Source organism: Actinomadura sp. 6K520 (assembly GCF_004349245.1).
Taxonomy (GTDB): Bacteria; Actinomycetota; Actinomycetes; order Streptosporangiales; family Streptosporangiaceae; genus Spirillospora.
This window is the reverse complement of sequence record NZ_SMLC01000141.1, coordinates 1-19,217: the sequence shown is the minus strand read 5'-3', so window position 1 is coordinate 19,217 and position 19,217 is coordinate 1. Positions and strand designations below refer to the sequence as shown.

Annotated in this window: 16 protein-coding genes and 1 pseudogene; 13 read left to right on the top strand and 4 right to left on the bottom strand. The window is 74.4% G+C overall.

Annotated elements, in window-relative coordinates; all coding sequences use genetic code 11:
* Nucleotides 1-126: 126 nt before the first annotated feature.
* The 7 genes from E1289_RS28295 to E1289_RS28265 are packed head-to-tail and all read left to right on the top strand — an operon-like array spanning nt 127 to nt 9,611.
* The gene (locus E1289_RS28295; RefSeq protein ID WP_131985515.1) at nt 127-1,566 is read left to right on the top strand and encodes a hypothetical protein; all 1,440 of its coding nucleotides are present in this window, start codon (nt 127-129) and stop codon (nt 1,564-1,566) included.
* Between the two features lie 4 nt (nt 1,567-1,570).
* The gene (locus E1289_RS28290; protein WP_131985513.1) at nt 1,571-2,719 is read left to right on the top strand and encodes a DegT/DnrJ/EryC1/StrS aminotransferase family protein; all 1,149 of its coding nucleotides are present in this window, start codon (nt 1,571-1,573) and stop codon (nt 2,717-2,719) included.
* 44 nt (nt 2,720-2,763) lie between these two features.
* Nucleotides 2,764-3,897 (top strand): SDR family NAD(P)-dependent oxidoreductase, encoded by a 1,134-nt coding sequence (locus E1289_RS28285; protein WP_165970644.1) that lies wholly within the window; start codon nt 2,764-2,766, stop codon nt 3,895-3,897.
* Between the two features lie 6 nt (nt 3,898-3,903).
* Nucleotides 3,904-5,160: a glycosyltransferase gene (locus E1289_RS28280; RefSeq protein WP_131985509.1), complete on the top strand. Its 1,257-nt coding sequence runs from the start codon at nt 3,904-3,906 to the stop codon at nt 5,158-5,160.
* A complete protein-coding gene (locus E1289_RS28275; protein ID WP_131985507.1) occupies nt 5,157-7,913 on the top strand; it encodes a lipopolysaccharide biosynthesis protein in 2,757 nt (918 codons plus the stop codon). Before E1289_RS28280 ends, E1289_RS28275 begins: the two co-directional genes overlap by 4 nt.
* Nucleotides 7,914-7,915: 2 nt before the next feature.
* Nucleotides 7,916-8,659, top strand: a complete 744-nt coding sequence (locus E1289_RS28270) for a sugar transferase (RefSeq protein ID WP_131985505.1) — start codon at nt 7,916-7,918, stop codon at nt 8,657-8,659.
* Nucleotides 8,660-8,684: 25 nt separating this feature from the next.
* Entirely contained in the window at nt 8,685-9,611 is a 927-nt protein-coding gene (locus E1289_RS28265) for a hypothetical protein (RefSeq protein WP_131985503.1), read from the top strand.
* Between the two features lie 12 nt (nt 9,612-9,623).
* On the opposite strand, the gene E1289_RS38445 is transcribed toward E1289_RS28265, so the two are convergent.
* Together E1289_RS38445 and E1289_RS28260 are read right to left on the bottom strand one after the other, a co-directional pair.
* Entirely contained in the window at nt 9,624-9,797 is a 174-nt protein-coding gene (locus E1289_RS38445; protein ID WP_165970643.1) for a hypothetical protein, read from the bottom strand.
* A 121-nt stretch (nt 9,798-9,918) separates the two neighbouring features.
* Nucleotides 9,919-11,475 carry a Rieske 2Fe-2S domain-containing protein gene (locus E1289_RS28260; RefSeq protein WP_131985501.1) on the bottom strand — a complete coding sequence of 519 codons (1,557 nt, stop codon included), beginning with the start codon at nt 11,473-11,475 and terminating at the stop codon, nt 9,919-9,921.
* 261 nt (nt 11,476-11,736) lie between these two features.
* On the opposite strand from E1289_RS28260, the gene E1289_RS28255 reads away from it, so the two are divergent.
* From E1289_RS28255 to E1289_RS28230, 6 genes are all read left to right on the top strand, one after another.
* Nucleotides 11,737-12,516 (top strand): ATP-binding protein, encoded by a 780-nt coding sequence (locus E1289_RS28255; protein WP_131985498.1) that lies wholly within the window; start codon nt 11,737-11,739, stop codon nt 12,514-12,516.
* Entirely contained in the window at nt 12,513-13,160 is a 648-nt protein-coding gene (locus tag E1289_RS28250) for a response regulator transcription factor (RefSeq protein WP_131985496.1), read from the top strand. Before E1289_RS28255 ends, E1289_RS28250 begins: the two co-directional genes overlap by 4 nt.
* Before the next feature lie 109 nt (nt 13,161-13,269).
* Nucleotides 13,270-14,166: a cytochrome P450 gene (locus tag E1289_RS28245; RefSeq protein WP_131985494.1), complete on the top strand. Its 897-nt coding sequence runs from the start codon at nt 13,270-13,272 to the stop codon at nt 14,164-14,166.
* A gap of 84 nt (nt 14,167-14,250) precedes the next feature.
* A complete protein-coding gene (locus E1289_RS28240) occupies nt 14,251-15,579 on the top strand; it encodes a sensor histidine kinase (RefSeq protein ID WP_131985492.1) in 1,329 nt (442 codons plus the stop codon).
* Nucleotides 15,580-15,607: 28 nt separating this feature from the next.
* The gene (locus E1289_RS28235) at nt 15,608-16,312 is read left to right on the top strand and encodes a response regulator transcription factor (RefSeq protein ID WP_131985490.1); all 705 of its coding nucleotides are present in this window, start codon (nt 15,608-15,610) and stop codon (nt 16,310-16,312) included.
* A 91-nt stretch (nt 16,313-16,403) separates the two neighbouring features.
* Nucleotides 16,404-17,015, top strand: coding sequence for a response regulator (locus E1289_RS28230; protein ID WP_131985488.1), 612 nt, complete (start codon nt 16,404-16,406; stop codon nt 17,013-17,015).
* 39 nt (nt 17,016-17,054) lie between these two features.
* Here E1289_RS28230 and E1289_RS28225 read toward each other — a convergent pair whose 3' ends face one another.
* Nucleotides 17,055-18,434 (bottom strand): serine/threonine-protein kinase, encoded by a 1,380-nt coding sequence (locus E1289_RS28225; protein ID WP_131985486.1) that lies wholly within the window; start codon nt 18,432-18,434, stop codon nt 17,055-17,057.
* Between the two features lie 23 nt (nt 18,435-18,457).
* Nucleotides 18,458-19,217: pseudogene (locus tag E1289_RS28220) on the bottom strand (hypothetical protein); the annotation flags it as partial.

The following is a 19,217-nucleotide window of genomic DNA, read 5'->3' as shown; positions in this document are numbered from 1 at the left end:
CCACCGACCCCTGACCCCCGCCCCCGGCTCCTGGTGCAAACGGCGTAGACGGGGGTCGTCTTTTGGGCGATTGCCCGCGTGACGGGGCTTCCTACGCTCGCCGTGACGAGGCCGAAGGGGAAGATCGTGGAGCTCGACGAAGTCGCGGCGCGGGTGGTTCGCAGCTACTGGGTGCTCTTGACGGTCATGACCGTGCTCCCGCTGACGCTGGTGGCGCTGCTGATGAGCGGGCGGGAGCCGGTGGCGGTGGCGCAGTCGCGGCTGCAGGCCGGGGCCACGGCGGCCGACGCGGCGTCCGGGGAAGCGGGCGCGAGCATCGTGGTCAGCCAGGTGAAGGCGTTCGCGACCAGCGAGAGCCTGCTGACGGAGGTGCTGCGGGAGCAGGGGCTCGACCGGTCCGCGCGCAAGGTCGCCAAGGCGGTCGAGGTGACCGGGCTCGGGGCGTCCACCGTGGTCGAGCTGTCGGTGAAGGACCGGGACCCCGCGGTGGCGCAGCGGCTCACCGACGCCATCGGGACCAAGGTCGTCCGGCAGATCAACCACTCCAACCAGGACGCGACCAGGAAGCAGATCGACGAGATCGACGAGCGGATCGGGGACCTGGAGGACAAGCTCGGGCCGCTGGCGCGGCGGGCGGGCGGCGCGGTCCCCGACATCGCGGCGGCCAACGAGCGGGAGCGGGTGCAGGCGGAGCTGAGCGGCCTGCGGTCGAACCGCTCGGACCTGATGACGCAGCTCACCTCGGCGGGGACGGCGTCGGTGGTGCAGCACGCGGTGCCGGCGCCCCGCGGCAACCCGGTGATCATGATGGCGGCGATCGCGGGGCTGGCCGGGCTGGTCGGCGGCATCCTGATCGCGGTCGTGACGGAGATGGTCCGGCCCACGATCCCGGGGCAGCGGCGGGTCGCGCGGCGGCTCGGGGTGCCGCTGCTCGGCTGGGCCGACCGGGGACCCGCGCAGCTCGCCGACCTCGGCCGGCGGGTGCGGCTGGCGGCGAAGAAGGAGGACGTCGGGCGGGTCACGCTGGTCGGCGCGCCCGGGCCGCTGCCGCCGCGGCTGGTGTCGACGGTGGCGGCGGCCGTGTACGGCGACGAGACGCGGCCCGTTCCGTCCCAGAGCACGCAGACCCGTCCCGGACCCGGCGTCCCCGAGAACGGCGTCCCCGGTGGCGCCCCGGACGGCGGGGAGGGCGCCGGCGACGGGCCCGCCCTCAACAGCGACGGACCCGGCGGCCGCAGCGGCACGTCCGTGGTCCGCGCCGGCGGTGGCACCGCGCTCATGGCGAAGAAGCCGGGCGAGGTGTCGCCGTCGGAGATCACCCAGCCGGTCCCGGTCCGCCGCGCGTGCCACGTGCACGCGTTCGAGGACATCGACCCGGGCGCAGACGACACGGTCGGCGTGGTCGTGGTGGTCGGGCGGGTGACGACGGTGGCGGGGCTGGAGACGGTCCGCGACCTCGTCGCCGCGTCCGGCTGGCCGCTGCTCGGCGTCGTGGCCGCGTCGCGCAAGGCGACGACCCGCATATCCGCACGCAGGCCCGCCAAGGGGCGCGAGACCGAGGAGTAGCCAGATGAGTTCAGCCGTTCCGTTCTGCGTCCCGCCGCTCACCGAGGGGGTGCCCGAGGCGGTCGCCAAGGTGCTCGACGGCCGGTGGCTCACCACGGGGCCGGACACCGCAGCGTTCGAGCAGGAGTTCGCCGACCACCTCGGCGCCGCGCACGTCGTCGCGGTCGCCTCGTGCACCAGCGCGCTTGAGCTGAGCCTGCGCGCGATGGGCCTGCCGGCGGGGTCGCCGGTGCTGACGCCCAGCCTGACGTTCTGCGGCGCGATCAACGCGATCCTGCACGCGGGGCACCGCCCGGTCTTCGTCGACATCGACGAGGAGACGCTGGTCCCGAGCCCGGAGACGGTCGCCGCCGCGGCGGCCCGGGTGCGGCCCGCCGCGATGGTCACCCAGAACCAGGCCGGCTACCCGGTGGACGTGCCGGCCCTCGCCGCGGCGGCCGGGCTCGACCGGACGCGGGTGGTGGAGGACACCGCGCACGGGCCCGGTGCGGCGCGCGGCGGCGCCCCGGTCGGCTCGTCCTCGTACGCGGCGTGCTTCTCCTTCTACGCGACGAAGAACATGCCGATCGGTGAGGGCGGCGCGGTCGCGACGAGCGACGAGGAGTTCGCCGACCGGGTCCGGGCGATGCGGCTGCACGGGATGAGCAAGGACTCGTGGAAGCGGTACCTGCCGGGCGGGAGCTGGCGGTACGACGTGAAGGACATCGGGCTGAAGGCGAACATGACCGACGTCCAGGCGACGATCGGCCGCGCCCAGATCCGCTCGCTGCCGGGATGGCAGCGGACCCGCGGGGAGCTCGTCGCCCGTTACGACGAGGCGCTCGCCGGGGTGCCGGGGGTCGTCCTTCCGCAGCGGGACGGCCTCGACGGCGTCCAGCACGCGTGGCACCTCTACCAGGTGCGCGTCCCGGACCGCGACGCGGTCGGCGACGAGATGCGGGAGGCGGGCGTCGGGACGTCCGTGCACTTCATCCCCGCCCACCAGCTGTCGGCCTACCGGGCGGTCCTCGGCGAGGACGAGTGCGGGCGCCTCCCGGTGACCGACCGGGTCGGCGAGGAGCTGCTGTCGCTGCCGCTCTACCCGGGGCTGACGGCGGACGGCCAGGACCGGGTCGTCGCCGCCCTCACCGAGGCCCTGCGGACGCGGGCCTGACCGTGCGCTGGTTCCCGCCGCACCGGCAGTCCCGGGGGTTCCGCGTGTCGCCCGGTGGTAGAGCCGCCGCGCCGCCCGCCGCGCCGCCCGGCCCGTTCGACCCGCTGCTGGACCGGGACGAGGTCCTCCTCGGCGGCCCGCGCGGGCGGCGCCTGCTGCGCGGCCGGCGGGTGCTCGTCACCGGCGCCTGCGGAACGGTCGGCGACGCGCTGTGCCGGCGGGTCTGGCGGCTCGGCCCGGACGCGCTGTGCCTGGTCGACAAGGACGGCCGCGGGCTGGAGCGGCTCGCCCGGGAACTGTCCGCGCGGCCGGGCGGCGGCCGCGTCACCCTCGCCGAGGCCGACGTGCGGGACGCCGCCCGCGTCGGCGCCGTCATCGGGGAGGCGGGGCCCGAGCGGCTCTTCCACGCGGCGGGCCGGTACCGGCTGGCCGCCGTCGAGGACGACCCGTGCCGCGGCGTCGCCGACAACGTGCTCGGCACCCGGCACGTGGTCGACGCGGCGGTGCGGCACGGGGTGCGGCGGCTCGTGCTCGTCTCGTCCGACCGGGCGGCGGAGCCGACATCGGTGCTCGGCGCGACGATGCGGCTCGCGGAACTGCTGCTGCAGACGGCGACGGGCGGCCCGACGTGCTTCGCCGCCGTCCGCGTCGGCGACGTCATCGGCGCGCCGGGCGCGCCGCTCGGCCCGCTCGCCCGCCGCATCGCCGCCGGCGAGGTCGTCACGATCGCGCACCCGGAGGCGGCGCGGCACGTCATGACGGTGACGGAGGCGGCGGGCCTGCTGATCGAGGCGGCGGCGCTCGCGGAGGAGGCGGAGACGTTCGCCCTGGACATCGGCAGCCCCGTCCCGGTGCTCGACCTGGTCCAGCGGTACGCCGCGCAGCTCCGCTCGCCCGCGGTGACGATCAGGTTCCGCGGGCTCGGCCCCGGCGAGAAGCTCGCCGAGAAGGCGTTCGCCGACTCCGAGCGGCGCATCCGCACCGCCCACCCGAAGATCTGGGGGACCCGGCCCCTGCCGCCGCCCGGCGGGCTGCCGCGGCTGCTCGACGCGCTCGCCGCGGCGGCCGAGGCGGGCGACGCGGACGAGGTGCGGCTGCTGCTGCGCCGCCTGCTGCCGGAGTACCGGCCGGCCAGGCGTCCCCACCCGGCCAGTGAGGTGATCCGTGAGTACAGGTAGGAACCCGTGAGTACAGGTAGGAAACTGCGCGTCGCGCAGGTCATCACCCGCTTCAACGGCGGCGGCGGCCGGGTGGCGCTGAACGGGGCGCTCGCACTGCCGGACGGCACGTACGAGCGCGCGATCGTCACCGGCGGCGTCGGCATGGACAGCGAACCGTCCAGCGAACCCTCCGGGGGCCGCGCCACGGGCCGCGACGCCGTCCTGCACGGCGACGAGGCCGTGGCGAACGCCGCCGCCGGAGACCTCACGCCCGCGGCGTACCGCGCCGGGATGGAGATCGTCCAGGTGGGGCCGCTGGTGCCGCAGATCTCACCGCGCGACGACCTCGCCGCGCTGTCCACCCTCACGAGGGTGCTGGCGGAGGGGCGGTACGACGTCGTCCACACCCACTCGTCCAAGGCGGGCGTCATCGGGCGGCTCGCGGCGGCGCGCGCCGGGGTGCCCCGCATCGTGCACACCTGGCACGGGTTCCCGTTCAACGAGTTCCAGTCGTGGGCGCGGCGCACCGCCTACATCCGCCTCGAACGCGTCGCGGCGAAGCACACCGACGCGTTCCTCGGGATCGGGTCGGAGACGGTGACGACCGCGCTGCGGCTCGGCCTCACGACCCCGGAGCGGGTGCGGCTGTCCTGGCCGGCCGTGGACTTCGACGCGTACGCGGCCGCCCCCGGGGCCAGGGCGCAGGCGCGCCGCCGCCTCGACCTGCCCCTCGGCGTGAAGGTCGTCGGGTCGGTCGGCCGGCTCACCTTCCAGAAGGGCCCGGAGATCTTCGCGAAGGCCGTTGCCCGGCTGCCGGACGACGTGTTCGGGCTGTGGGTCGGCGGCGGCCCGATGGCGGACCGGCTGGTGAGGCTCACCGCGAAGCTCGGCGTCGCGGACCGGATGCGCTGGCTCGGGCACAGCGACGACGTCGCCGCCGTCCTGCCCGCGTTCGACCTGATGGCGATGGCGAGCCGCTGGGAGGGCCTGCCCTGCGTGCTGGTCGAGGCGATCAGCGCGGGGATACCGCTGGTCGCGACGGCGGTCCCGTCCAACCAGGACCTCGTCCTCGCCGGTGAGACCGGCCTGCTCGTCCCGCCGGAGGACCCGGAGCGGCTCGCCGGCGCCATCGCGGCGCTGCTGGACGACCCGGCCGCCGCCGACCGGATGGCCGAGCGCGCCCGCGGCCGGCTCGGCGAGTGGTTCTCCCCCGCCCATCTCGGCACGGTGCTGGACGAGACGTACCGGGGCACCTCCAGGCGGCCCTACCGGCGGTCATGACGGCGACCGCGACCAGGACCGCCGCGCGGACCGCCCCGGGCGCCGGGGCGCCGCCGCGACAGCCCCCGCCGCCCCGGCGGGGGTGGCGGCCGGAGGCCGTCGCCCTGGTCGCCGGCATCGCGTCCCTGCCGATGCTGATGCCCGCCGGGCTCGCCCCCGGGCCCGGCAACACCGCCCTGCCCGACGCCGTGCTGGGCGGCCTCGTCCTCATGACGTTCCTGTGGGCGGGGACGCGGAAGGCGCCGCTCCGCTGGCCGTACCTCGTGCCCACCCTGCTCACCGTCATCGCGGGCGGTGCCGCGGCGCTCGCCAACGACGGCGCCGGGGCGCTCACCCTCCTCAAAGACCTGTACGTGCTGCTGTGGGCGGTCTGCATCGCCAACCTGGGCCGCGACCCGTCCCTGCTCCGCGTCGCGCTGCGCGCCTTCGTCTGGACGGGCACGTGCTACGCGCTCGTCATGATGGCCGGCTTCGCGATCGGGAACGACGCGCTGTCCGGCAAGCAGGTCGACGGCGAGCGCCTCATGTTCACGTTCGGCGACGCCAACTACGCGGCGAACTGGTTCATCTGCGTCTTCTTCATCGTGCGCGCCACCCGCTTCCCGGAGCGGACGTGGGCGCGCCGCGCCGTGTGCGGGATCCTCCTCGCCGCCGAGCTGCTGACCGGCTCGAACGGCGGCCTGCTGGCGCTGTGCTGCGCCCTGCTGCTCGGCTACCTGTTCCGGCTGTTCCGCGAGGGCAGGGCGCACCACGCCGTCGCGGTCGGCGCCGCCGCCGCGCTCCTCGGCGGCGGCGCGGTCGTGACGGTCACCCAGTTCGACGTCCAGCCGTTCCTGGACCGTGCCGGGCAGGCGTCCCCGATCCTCCGCGACTCCATCGGCCGGACGACCGGGGAGAGCACCGAGTCCCGCAGCACCGTGTTCGCGACGACCTGGGACATGATCGAGGCCCAGGACCACCCGTGGGGCATCGGCGCCGCGCAGACCGAGACGCAGATGCGGGTCCGGCAGGAGGCGTACGTCCAGGAGGCGCACAACGACTACATCGCCTCCGTCCTCGAACGCGGGTTCCTCGGCGGAGTCGCGCTGATCCTGCTGCTGTCCGTGCTGATCCTGCGGACGCTGCGGATCGCGCGGCGGAACGCGCTGAAACCCGAGTACGCGCGGCTCGTCCCGCACCCCGAGCTCTTCGGCGCCCTCGTGGTCGTGTTCCTCGTCTGCGGCCTGTTCTACGAGGTCCTGCACTACCGGCACGGCTTCGCCGTCTTCGGCCTGATCGCCGCCCTCGACCTCTTCGGCCGCCGCGCGCCCGCAGCGCCCGCCCCGGCCTCGCACGTCACATCACCGCGGAGCACTCCGCCGCCCGGGTTATCCGCCACTCCCACGGTTCCCGTCCCCCGGCGGAAGGACCCTGATGGAGGGCGCCCGGCGGCGGGCGCCGAGACCACGGCGGCCAAGGACGCCAAGAACGCCAAGGAGGCCAAGAACGCCAAGGACGCCAAGGACGCCGAAGAGAAGGGGCTCCGCAAGCGGCTCGTGTCGCTGGTCGCCGGGAACATGGCGGCGCGGGTGGGGGCGCTGGCGTCGCTCGGCCTCGCGACGATCCTCGTCGCGCGGGTCGGCGGGCCGGAGCTGGTCGGGGCGTTCACGCTCGTCCGGATCCTGCCGGGACTGCTCTGCCACCTGTCGAACGGGGGGCTCCCGGCCGCCGCGCCCTACTTTCTGGCGCGGGACGAGCGCGGGCCGAGCCGGGTCCGGCCGACGCTCGCCTGGCTGACCGTCATCGGGGCGGTCCTGGCCGCGCTGAGCTGGCTCGCGCTGAGCCCGCTGCTCTTCCTCGTGTTCTTCGAGTCGTTCGGCGTCTGGGTGACGCTCGCCGCGGCCGTCCCGGCGTTCACGCAGGGGTTCGTGTCCGTCGGGAAGGGGCTGCTGCAGGGGACCGACGACCCGAACGGCGCGAGCCTCGCCATCGCCGTCGAGGAGTTCGTGTTCCTGCCCATCTACGTCGCGATCCTGCTGGCCTGGCACGGGCCGGGCGCGCTCGTCGCCGGGCTCGTCCTCGCCGACCTCGCCGCCGCGGCGTGGATCGCGCGGCGGCTGCGGCGGCGCGGGTTCTTCCGCGGCTGGGGACGGCCCGACGCGCGGCTCGGCAGGTCCATCACCGGCTACGGGTTCCGCGGCTACGTCGGCCAGCTCATCGACCTCCTCCAGCTCCGCTTCGACATGGCGCTGCTGGGCGCGCTCGCCGGGCCGAAGGTGCTGGGCGTCTACACGGTCGCCAGCAAGTTCGCGGAGCTGGTGCAGCTTCCCGGGCTCGCGGTGAACTACGTCCTGTACCCCGACTTCGCGCGAGAGGACCGGAGGAGCGCCGCGCGCCGCACCGCCGCCCTCATCCTGCCCGCGCTCGGCGTCTCCGTGCTCGCCGCGCTGCCGCTCGCGCTCATCGCCGGGACGGCGCTGCCGTGGGTGTTCGGCGACGTGTTCGACGACGCGGTCGTGCCCACCTACATCCGCCTCGCCGGCGTCGTCACGTTCGGGGTGACGGGCCTGATCATGGCCTACCTGTACGGGGTCGGGCGGCCGGGTGCGGCGTCCACCGGGCAGGGCATCGGCCTGCTGGTCGTCGTCGCGCTCGGCATCGTGCTGATCCCGGCGCACGGCGCGGCGGGCGCCGCGGTCGCGACGTCCGTCTCCTTCCTCGCCACCACCGCGGCCCTGCTGGCCTGGTTCCAGCACGTCAGGAATAAGGGGTGACCATGTCCGACGACCTCATCGCCCGGCCCGTCGACCCGTCCGGCGGCATCCCGCCCTCGCGCGGCCGCCGGGCGCTCGACATCGCGGGGGCGCTGCTGGGGCTGGCGCTGTTCTCCGTCCCGCTGGTGCTCATCTACGCGCTGGTGCGGCTGACGAGCCGGGGCCCCGGGATCTTCCGGCAGACCCGGGTCGGGCAGGGCGGCCGGCCGTTCACCATCCTCAAGTTCCGGACGATGCGGCGGCACGCCGGCGGCATGAAGGTCACCGCCACCAGCGACCCGCGGGTCACCCGGCTCGGCCGGCTGCTGCGCCGCTTCTACCTGGACGAGCTGCCGCAGCTCGTGAACGTCCTGCGCGGCGACATGACGCTCGTGGGGCCGCGCCCGGAGACCTACGACCTCGCGGTGTACTACGCCGCGCACCTGCGGTGGATCTTCGACCACCGGCCGGGGCTGACGGGCATGTCCCAGGTCAGGTTCCGCGACTGCGACGTCCTGCCGCCCGGCGAGGAGGTCGACCTCGCCTTCTACGTCGAGCGGCTCGTCCCGGCGCAGGCCGCGGTCGACGCGGTGTACCTGAGCGACCCGTCGATGCGCGCGACGCTCCGGACGCTGGCCCAGACCGTCTGGTACGTCCTCGGTTTCACCGTCCCGCCGCTGCGGGTATCGGCGGACGGGAACGTGCGGGAGGCGGCGCCGCCGCCCGACACCGCGCGTCCCGCGGAGCGGCCCGGGTCCGCCGCCTAGCGGCCCGCCAGGAAGGTACGCGTACATGCGCTTCCGGAGCGTCCGGTACTTGATCACGGCGGTCGCCGCCGTCGCCGCGGTCATGCTGTGCACCGGCCTCGTGCTCCAGTTGCGCGCGGCCCCGTCCGCCCCTGAGCCGCCGTACCGGGGGCCGCCCGCCTCGCCCGGGACGCCCGCGGCGGAGGCGCCCGGGACGCGCCGCATCGCGCTGAACACCGAACCCGCCGACTATCCGCGCCTGCGCGCCCTCGGCTACGACCTGGTGGACGTCGGCGCCGACGCGGAGCTCGTCGACGGCGTCCCTCCCGGCATGGAGGCGATGCTGTGGGTCGGCAACTACCACTGCGAGGACTTCGTCCTCGGCTTCGAGGAGTTCAAGGACGCCGTCGACCGCTTCGGCCGGGACCCGCGGGTGTTCGGCTGGTACCTGTCGGACGAGCCGAACGCCGGCGACTGCCCCGAGATCGCCGGGGAGATCCGCCGCCGCGCCGAGTACATCGAACGGAACGCGCCGGGGCAGGTCTCGTTCGTCTCGCTCACCGACTTCCCGATGGAGCCGCTGACCCCCGACCGCGTCGGCGTCGACCTGTTCGGGCTCGACCCGTACCCCTGCAAGGGCTCGGCGGAGGTCCTCGAACACTGCGACATCGGGGCGATCGACCGGATGGTCCGCATGGCCGACGCCGCCGGCATCCCCCGCGAGCGGATCGCGCCCGTCCTGCAGACGTTCGGGCAGCGCTGCTCCAGCGGCGACAAGCAGTACTGGCTGCCCACCCGGGCCCAGTTCCAGGAGATCCTCGCCCGCTGGGACCGCCTCGTGCCGCGCCCCCCGCTGGAGATCTCCTACTCCTGGGGCCACCAGGACGAATGGGCGTGCCCCACCCTCGCCGACGCCACCGGCGGCGAGCACCCCGACCTGCAGAGCATCATGAAGGCCCGCAACAGCGGCTGATCCGGCCGGGGATCAGTTCTGGCTCGGGCTCTCGCTGACCTGGATCTGCCTGTCGGCGACGGTCGGCTCCTCCGGCCCGGTAGGAATCGGAAGCTCCATCGAGCCGAGCTTCAGGGCCAGTACCTCCATGACACCCACGACCAGAACGAACGCGACGACCATCAGGCCGAGCCTCTTGCGGTCCACCCGCGCACCCCTTCAAACCCCCAGCTAAACCAGCATAAAAGCTAACACAGCATGATCCAGAACCTCCTACCGGACACACCCTCCGTACTCATATCGTTACCCTCCATTCCCCCCTCCCGGCTCAGCACTTTCTGCTGGTGAGGTTGGCGGCTCGGGCGTTGACGCATTCGCCGGTGGCGAGGTCGAAGGCGAAGTTGTGCGCGAGGCAGTGGATCCGGCCGTCGCGGACGACGGCGCCCACGGAGAGGTCCTCGCCGGCGTGGGGGCAGTAGCGGGGGATGTCGTAGCGGTCGCCGTCGCATTCGACGGTGATGCGCTCGCTCTCGTCGCGTCCGGTCTCGTACTCCTCGACGGCCGTCAGCGCGGGCGCGTTGGCGTGCTTGAGGAGGCCGACCAGGTAGTCGTTGTAGACGTCGGGGTCGCGGTAGAGGCTGACGCGGAACGAGATCAGGAGGTCCTCCCAGGCCATGCGGCCGTCGAGGATGGCGCTGACCCAGCGGCCCGCGGCGGTGATGCGGTAGTGGGGGCGGACGTCCGGGGACGCCTCGGCGACGGTGAGGCCGTCCGGGGAGAAGTCCACGTCCCAGACGCCGCCGTTGGGGCCGGTGACCTCGAAGCGGACGGTCATGGCGATCTGGCGGAGGAAGTAGTCGCTGAGGCCGCCCAGGTACGCGAAGTGGGCGGCGAACCGGTCGTAGAGGCCGGGGCCGGGTTCCGGATGGTCCGCGACCACCGCGGCGATGGCGGCCGCGCGGTCGGCGGCGTAGCGGTCGAGGTACTCGCCGGCGTCGGCGAAGGAGAACGCGGCCGAGACCGGGTCGCGGGTGCACTCGCCCGTGTCGAGGTCGAGGACGTCGCCCGGCTTGAAGTAGTCCCAGCGCTGCCGCGGCAGGTGCTCGCGCAGCCAGGCGGTGGAGACGTCCGGGTCGCAGAACGCGCCCTCGCGCCGGTCGAGGACCCAGTTGAGGTGGCCGACCTCGGCGTCCAGGAAGCAGGGCGGGCCGGCGAACGGGACGGCGAGCTCCGGCGCGGTCTGCCGGACGAGGCGCTGCACGGCGCGGAGCTTCGACACCCGCTTGTCCATGGAGATCCGGGCCATCTCCGCGGACGGGTACTCGTAGCAGATCGGGTGCCAGGACGCGCCGGACGTCTGCACGGCCATCAGGTCGAGCGTGCCGCCCGCCAGGTGCTTGGCGCGGCGGGCCTGCGCGGCGGTGAGCCGGGCGTCGTTGCAGTGCAGGATTCCGCGCCCGTCGGCGACGACGAGAAAAGCGGCATCGTGACACATCGGGGATAGTTCCGGAATCGCGGTGATCCAGGAGCCCCGATTGTCAAGCGGAAATCTCTCCCACGCCGGCAACTCGATTACCTGGCGGCCGCCGGCGGCGGCGATCATCCGTTCCCGGAAGGCCGGTCCGGGATAGTGCGGAATGAGGATCCGGGTCCGCTGCGGAAGCCGCTCCAGCACCCACGGGTCGAAATGATCTAGGTGTTCGTGCGAGACCGCGATCCAGTCGGCATCGAGCAACCCGGCGACATCGAGATGATCGTTTCTCGGGTACTGGTGCCAGGCTCCGAGAAAGGCCCCCGTCGGAGCGAGCCACGGGTCCGCGAGCAGGTGGAAGGCGGTCGCGTCCACCGCGACCCCCGCATGTCCGAGAAAGGTTACCTTCGGCATAGGGAGACTGTCTCTCTCCGGCCGCGCCACCGCACCCACAGGAATGCGCAAAGCGGCTACGCCGTAGGCATGAAAGAAAAGGCCCGGCGAAGATCTGACTATCGCGACTTAGACGCTGCTATAAAGGACATAGTTTACGTTACTCGCGTGTATGTCCACTTCCGGACATACACGGGTCTGTCGCGGTCAATTGACTGGACACACGCGGGTGAGCGGGGTGACCGTCTATGACGGGTGCCAAAAGAACAGACGGGGGTTCTCATGAGCAACGGGCGGGCTCGGTCATCGCCGGCGGACGCTCCGGTGGGCGCGGGGACGCTCACCGGAACGGGATCGGGCGCCCTCCGCGACGGGCCGGGGGATGCGGGCACGGGACGCGCGGAGCAGGCCCTGTGGAGACGGCGGCTCCGGCACGACATCAGGCACGAACTCGGCACGATCATCATGCTGGCGTCGGCCGTCGTGGTCGCCGACGACATCGGCGACACGAGCAGGGGCCGCGTCGAGCAGCTCCTCGGCGAGACCCGCTGGCTGGACCATCTGCTGCGGCGGCTCGACGACGATGACGACCGCGACCGCGACGACGGACGGGCGCTGCCCGCCCCGGAGCGCATCCGGGTGGACGACCTCACCGCCGAGGTCGTCACCGGGATGCGCCTCGCCACCCCGCACGAGGTGTGCTTCACCGGCGGCGAGGCGTGGGCCCACATGGACCCGGTCGCGCTGTGGCGCGCGGTCCGCAACGTCCTCGACAACGCGTGCCGCGTCGCGGAGGCGCGGGTGAGCGTGCGGGTCGAGACGGACCAGGGCTGGATCGCCGTCCAGGTCGACGACGACGGCCCCGGGTTCGGCGCGGACCGCGGGACGCACCGGCCCGGCCTCGCCTCGCTCGGGCTCGGCATCGTCCACGACCTCATCTCCGGCTACGGGGGCAGCCTGGAGATCCGCACCTGCGAGATGGGCGGGGCGCGCGTGCGGATGCTGCTGCCCGCGGCGCCGCCCCCCGACCCGCGGGCCGACGACTGGCGACCCCACCGATGAACGTGCTCGTCTGCGACGACCACGCGGTCTTCGCCGAGTCGCTGTCGCTGGTGCTCGCCGACGCCGGGCACAGTGTCGTGGGGGTGGCCTTCTCCCCTGCGGACGCGCTGCCCGTGCTGCGGGCCCGGCGCCCCGACGTCTGCCTGACCGACCTGCGGTTCCCGGCGGGCACCGCGCTCGACTGGATGCCGCGCCTGCGGGCCGCGTCCCCGGGCACGAGCTTCGTCGTCCTCACCGGTTTCCTCGAACCGGCGGTGCTGGACGCCGGGGTCAGGGCCGGCGTGCGCGGCTTCGCCCACAAGGGCCAGCAGGCCGGCGACATCCTCACCGTGCTGCGCCGGGTCTCGGACGGCGAGGTCGTCGTCGACCAGGCGGCCCGGCGAGACGAGACCCGGCCGCGCAACCAGGCGCAGCGGGTCGCGCGGTTCCTCACCCCCCGCGAGCGCGAGGTGCTGACCCGCCTGGTGCGCGGCGAATCCACCCAGGCGCTGGCGAAGGCGATGGGGGTGACGCGCAGCACGGCGCGCAGCCACGTGCAGAGCGTGCTGAGCAAACTCGGGGTGCACTCGCAGCGCGAGGCGGTGATCGAGGCGGCCAGGCACGGGCTGGTCAGCGTCGAGACCGGGGAGTGGCTCGCGGGCTGACCGGCCGCCCGCTCCGCGGTTTCGCGGGCCGGGCGCCCGGGAACGGCCGAATCCGGACCTTCATGGTTCGGCCGGGACGCGTTAGCGTCCGCCTGGAAGGAGGTTCCCCATGCCGCGACGGCACGGTGCGCCGCCCCTCTCCGGCGCGGGCGCCCTCGACTGCGCCGCCAGCTACACCCGCGGGGTCCCGCACGACCGCTTCGCCCGGCTCCGCGCCAGGACGCCCGTGGTCTGGCAGGACGGCCGCATGGCGGGCCGGCCGGGCGCCTGGGCGGTGCTCCGGTACGCGGACGTCCACCGGGCCCTCACCCGTCCCGGGCTGTTCGGCCCGCAGGGCGACGGCGTCCTGCACGGCCCCGTGATCGGGGACGTCCCGGACGGCGCACGTCCCGGGGAACGCCCGCCGGGCGCCGCCCTCATCGACATGGACCCCCCGGCCCGCGCCATGCTCGGCCGCATCCCGCCGCGGGAGCCGGCCGACTTCGTCGCCGACGTCGCCCGCGACCTTCCCGAAACGCTGCGGAACACCCTGTCCGGCGGCCTGTACGCGCTGCTGCGCCACCCCGAGCAGTACGCCCGGCTCCGCGCGGAACGCTCCGACGAGGGACTCGTCGACAGCGCCGTGGAGGAGATGCTGCGCTGGTGGACGCCGGTCCTCCAGGTCTGGCGCACCGTGCGGCGCGGCACCGTCGCCGGCGGCGTGCCGCTGCTGGCGGGCGAGCGGGTCACGCTTTGGCTGGTCTCCGCCAACCACGACGACGAGGTGTTCCCCGAGCCCGAACGGTTCGTCCCGGAACGCTTCGCCCTGGGTGCCCGGCCGCACCTCTGCTTCGGTTCCGGGTACCGCGCGTGCCTGGGTGCGCGGCTCACCCGCGTGCACCTGCGCGCCCTGCTGGTGGCGCTGCTGGAGCACCCGCGCCCCCTCCGGCTCGCGGGCGAGCCGGTGCCGGTGCGGTCCAGCGCCCGGCACGGATTCGAGCGCCTGCCCGTCCGCTGGGCCCCCTGACCCCGCCGGCTACCTCCCGCGGAGTACGCGCGGGCACTCCCTGCGGCCGACGCCGGCCGGCGGGCGATGACCTAACGTGCAGGCATGAGCACTTCGCCGCCGCACGGCTCGGCGCGGCCGCCCTGGCCGCGCCCCGGTCTGTGGCCGGTGTGGGTCGTGCCTGCCTTCCTCGCGTTCTTCCAGATCTTCGGTTCGCTGGGCGCGCAGCACGGCGGCGAGCAGCCGGGCGGCGGGACCCCGGGCGGCTCACCCGGCCCGCCGTGGGCGGAGGGCGGCGGTCCCGGCGCCGGCCACACCGAACTGGACGCGCTGGGGTTCGGCCTGCTCCTCGCCGGCCCGGCGCTGCTGCTGCTGCGCCGCCGGCATCCGGTGCCGACGCTGGCCCTGATCGCGGCGGTGACCGTCCTCTACCTGCTGCGCGCCTACACCTACGGCCCGGTGATCTTCTCGATGGCCGTCGCGATGTTCGCCGCCGTCGTCGCCGGGCACCGGCTCGCCGCCTGGGCCGGGACGGGCGCCGTCCTCGCCGCCTACTTCGCGCTGACCACCGCCATCGGCGTCCCGGCGGACGAGCGCGGGTCCGGTGGGATCTTCCCGGTGGAACGGCCGTCCCTCGTCGCGATGACGTTCGTGACCGCCTGGGCGCTGGTGGTCCTCGTCACCGCCGAGCTGGTCCGGATGCGGGGGCAGCGCGCCGCGGAGGCGGCCCGCATCCGCGCCGAGAAGGAACGCCGGCAGGCCAGCGAGGAGCGGCTGCGGATGGCCCGCGAGCTGCACGACGTCCTCGCGCACAACATCTCGATGATCAACGTCCAGGCCGGGGTGGCGCTGCACCTGCTGGACGAGAACCCCGAGCAGGCCCGGTCGGCGCTCGCCGCCATCAAGGACGCCAGCAAGGAGGCGCTCACCGAGATGCGCGGGGTGATCGGCGCGCTGCGGGCGCAGGGCGAGACCGCGCCCCGCTCCCCCACCGCGGGGCTCGCCGGGCTCGCGGACCTCGCGGACCGTGCGCGCTCCGCCGGGCTGCGGGTCGAGATCGAGATCACCGGGGACCGCCGCCCGCTGCACGCGGGCACGGACCTCGCCGCGTTCCGCATCGTCCAGGAGTCGCTGACGAACGTGACCCGGCACGCCGGGCCCGGCCCGGTGACGGCGCGGGTCGCCATCGCCTACCGTGAGCACGAGCTCGTGGTGCGGGTCGAGGACGACGGCCAGGGCGTGTCGCTCCTGGACGACCATCCGGCCGGCAGCGGGATCCGGGGCATGCGGGAACGGGCGGCGGCGCTCGGCGGCGGCTTCGACGCCGGGCCGCGCCCCGGCGGCGGGTTCCGCGTCCAGGCCCGCCTCCCGCTGACCGGGGAACCGGACGGCGCGCGACCGGACACGGCGGCGCCCGGAAGGGGAAGCCAGTGAGCCGACGTCATCCTCGGAGGGACTGAACATGCGGGTCTCAGGCGGAACGCCGGACGGGAGCGGCCCGGCGGTCAAGGTGCTGCTGGCCGACGACCAGGTGCTGGTCCGGGCCGGGTTCCGGGCACTGCTGGACGCGCAGCCCGACATCGAGGTCGTCGGGGAGGCGAGCGACGGCGCGGAGGCGGTCACGCAGGCGCGGCGGCTGCGTCCCGGCATCATCCTCATGGACATCCGCATGCCGGGCCTGGACGGCCTGGAGGCCACCCGGCGGATCGCCGCCGACGACCGCCTCGACGGCGTCAAGATCGTCATCCTCACCACGTTCGAGCTGGACGAGTACGTGTTCGAGGCGCTGCGCGGCGGCGCGAGCGGCTTCCTCGTCAAGGACACCGAACCGGTGGAGCTGATCCACGCCGTGCGGGCCGTCGCCGCCGGCGACGCGCTGCTGTCGCCCAGCGTGACCCGGCGGCTGATCGCCGAGTTCGCGATGCGGGCCAAGGAGCCGGCGCCGTCGCCGCGGCTGAACGCGCTCACCGAACGTGAGCGGGAGGTCATGGCGCTGGTCGGCGAGGGCCTGTCGAACGAGGAGATCGCGGCCCGGCTGGTGGTGAGTCCCGCGACCGCCAAGACCCACGTCAGCCGCGCGATGGTGAAGCTCGACGCCCGCGACCGCGCCCAGCTCGTGGTGTTCGCCTACGAGTCCGGGCTGGTCAAGCCCGGGTGGCTTCCCTAGCAATTCTCACTGTGTGGCGATTGACTGGTTCTGCTCCGCCGGGACGTGGCAGGGTGGAAGGCCCAGGCCGTCATGGACGCGAAGGAGCCCGGTGCCGAACGACACGAGGATCCTGGCCGTCGACGACCGCGAGGAGAACCTGACCGCCCTCGCGGCCGTCCTCGACGCCCTCCCGGTGGAGGTCGTGCCGGTGACGTCCGGTCAGGCGGCCCTCAAGGAACTGCTGAACGACGACTTCGCGCTGATCCTGCTCGACGTCGTCATGCCGGAGATGGACGGGTTCGAGACCGCCGGGCACATCAAGTCGCGTCCCCGCACCCGCGACATCCCCATCATCTTCCTCACCGCGGGCGGCGCGGCGGGCGAGCAGGCGTTCCGCGGATACTCCGCCGGCGCGGCCGACTACCTCACCAAGCCGTTCGACCCGTGGCTGCTGCGCGCCAAGGTCTCGGTGTTCGTCGACCTGCACCGCCGCAACCTGGAGTTGCAGCGCCAGGCGAAGCTGCTGCGGCAGACCCTCGCCGAGGGCGACGGCGGCGACGTCCTGGCGGGCTGCGAGCGGCTGCTGTCCGCCCTCGACGAGCGGCTCCGGCGGGTCGAGGAGGACGCGGCCCTGATCCGCGCGGGCGAACCGGCCGGCGACCTCGACGAGCATGTCGCCGACCTGCGGCTCGCGCTGGACGCCCTGTCCGCCGGAAGCTGACGCCGGTCCGCCGGTCCGCCGGTCCGCCGGGGCGCCGGTTCAGCGCATCGCGGCCGGGATCGCGGGCGGGCGAACCGCCGCCGCGTCCGACTGGAGCTTGCCGCGCAGGATGAACGCGCCCGCCAGCACCGCCGCCACGACCAGCACCACGGCGATCGTGACGACCAGGACCGTCTTGCGGCGCTCCACCCGGTCGCCGCCGAGGCCGTGCACGGGCGGCGGCGGAGGCTGCTGCCAGTTCGTGTACTGCCGGGGCTGCTCCCACGGCGGAGGCGTCTGCGGGCCCGGGGCCTGCCGCGTCCGGGAGGGCTGCGGCGCCCACTGACCGGCGCCCTGGCCGGTCCTCTGGCCGGTCCCCTGGCCTGGTCCCGGGCCCGGTGCTCGGCCGGGGCCGGGTCCGTGGCCCTGGTCGCCGAACCGGACCGGGTCGTGGCGGGTGACCGGCTCCGGCTCGCCGGGGTCGCGGCGGGTGACCGCCTCCATCTCGTCCGGGTCCAGGACGGTCTCGGCCGCGTCCCCCGTCCGGCCGCCGCCCCGCAGGTAGCGGCCGGGCTCGTCGTCCGTCATCGTCTCGGCGGCACGCGGCGGGAGCGGACGCGACGGCGGGAGCATCGCCGCGACCCGGGTGAGCAGCGGCTGTGCCTGCGCCGCCGTCATCCGGTGCGCCGGCTCCCGCGCCAGCAGCCCGTCCAGCACCCGCGCGAGCGGCCCCGCGTTGCGGGCCGGCGGCACCGGTTCGGTCAGCGCGGCCTGCAGCGACGACATCGCGTCCGACCGCTCGTAGGGGGAGCGGCCCTCCACGGCCGCGTACAGCGTCGCGCCCAGCGCCCACAGGTCGGACGCCGGGACCGCCCGCTCACCCTGCACCCGCTCCGGTGGGATGTAGGCCGGCGAACCCATCACCAGGCCCGTCTGCGTGAGGGTGGCGTCGCCCTCCACCTGCGCGATGCCGAAGTCGGTGAGCACGACCCGCCCGGTGTCGGTGATCAGGACGTTGCTGGGCTTGACGTCGCGGTGCAGGATGCCCTTCTCGTGGGCGTGCCGGAGCGCGCCGAGCATCTGCAGCCCGATGTCGGCGACCCTGCGGTGCTCCATGGGGCCCCGGTCCAGCAGGTCCTGCAGGGACGGGGCGAGGACCAGTTCCATCACGATCCACGGCCGGTCCGACTCCTCCACCACGTCGTGGACGGTCACCACCCCGGAGTGGTTCAGCCGCGCCGACGCCCGCGCCTCCCGGAACGTCCGCTCGTACAGCACGGCGCGTTCGGAGTCGTCCAGGCCCGGCGGGAGCACGACCTCCTTGACCGCGACCTCGCGGTCGAGCATGACGTCGAAGGCGCGCCACACGGTGCCCATCCCGCCCCGGCCGACCACCGAGTCGAGCCGGTAGCGATTACCGAGCAGACGTGCCTGTGCCATGACTGGAAGGTCCCCCCCGTTCGTCATCCCACCCCGGAGGGACGGAACGTGTCGAGCACATTGTTCACGAGTGCCTCGTTCTCGTTCCACTGGGACGCGGGAACCGCGACCACCACCGCGTACGACCGGCCGCCGGCGATCAGCCCGCGGTCGCGGGCGCGGGTGAGGCCGCTGTCGCGGGTCCAGGTGAACTCGATGTCGGCCGCGGGCACGCCGGCGACGCGCGTGCGGGTGATCGAGACCCGGCTGAAGTTCCGGAGGTTGCCGTCGGCGATGGCCTCCCGCTCCCAGGTCAGCCAGTGCTCGTACGGGTCGCCCGACCATGGCGTCCGGTCGACCTGGACGTAGGCGGTGCCCGCGGGGTCGTTCCAGATGACGCTGTCGCCCCGTTCGACGCGCTGCCATCCCCGCGGGACCCCGATGGTGAAGCCGGGGCCGGCGGACCGGACCAGCCCGGCCGGGAGGGGCGCCGCGGACGGGCCGCTGGACGATGCCGGCCTGGTCGCGGGCCCGGTGGGCGTGTCCTGCGCGCCCGGGGTGGACTGCTTCGCGACGGTCGTCGGCTGCCGGGACTCCTCCGGCCCGCCGCCGGGCGAACCGTCCGGCCACAGCAGGAACCCGGCGACCGCCAGGACCGCCGTCGCCACGACGGCCCCGGCGAGGATCGGCGGCAGCGCCGACCTGCGGCGCGCCGTCCCGGCCGCGGTCCCGGCCACTGCGGGCGGCGGGTACTGGGCCGTCATCCCGGGGACCGGGCCCGGGAAGGGAGGCGCCGGGGGCGGC

Coding starts and splice junctions, on each gene's coding strand:
- E1289_RS28265 (WP_131985503.1), top strand. CDS start 8,685: ATGCGCTTCCGGAGCGTCCGGTACTTGATCACGGCGGTCGCCGCCGTC.
- E1289_RS28235 (WP_131985490.1), top strand. CDS start 15,608: ATGCGGGTCTCAGGCGGAACGCCGGACGGGAGCGGCCCGGCGGTCAAG.
- E1289_RS28225 (WP_131985486.1), bottom strand. CDS start 18,434: ATGGCACAGGCACGTCTGCTCGGTAATCGCTACCGGCTCGACTCGGTG.
- E1289_RS28250 (WP_131985496.1), top strand. CDS start 12,513: ATGAACGTGCTCGTCTGCGACGACCACGCGGTCTTCGCCGAGTCGCTG.
- E1289_RS28290 (WP_131985513.1), top strand. CDS start 1,571: ATGAGTTCAGCCGTTCCGTTCTGCGTCCCGCCGCTCACCGAGGGGGTG.
- E1289_RS28240 (WP_131985492.1), top strand. CDS start 14,251: ATGAGCACTTCGCCGCCGCACGGCTCGGCGCGGCCGCCCTGGCCGCGC.
- E1289_RS28270 (WP_131985505.1), top strand. CDS start 7,916: ATGTCCGACGACCTCATCGCCCGGCCCGTCGACCCGTCCGGCGGCATC.
- E1289_RS28275 (WP_131985507.1), top strand. CDS start 5,157: ATGACGGCGACCGCGACCAGGACCGCCGCGCGGACCGCCCCGGGCGCC.
- E1289_RS28245 (WP_131985494.1), top strand. CDS start 13,270: ATGCCGCGACGGCACGGTGCGCCGCCCCTCTCCGGCGCGGGCGCCCTC.
- E1289_RS28255 (WP_131985498.1), top strand. CDS start 11,737: ATGAGCAACGGGCGGGCTCGGTCATCGCCGGCGGACGCTCCGGTGGGC.
- E1289_RS28260 (WP_131985501.1), bottom strand. CDS start 11,475: ATGCCGAAGGTAACCTTTCTCGGACATGCGGGGGTCGCGGTGGACGCG.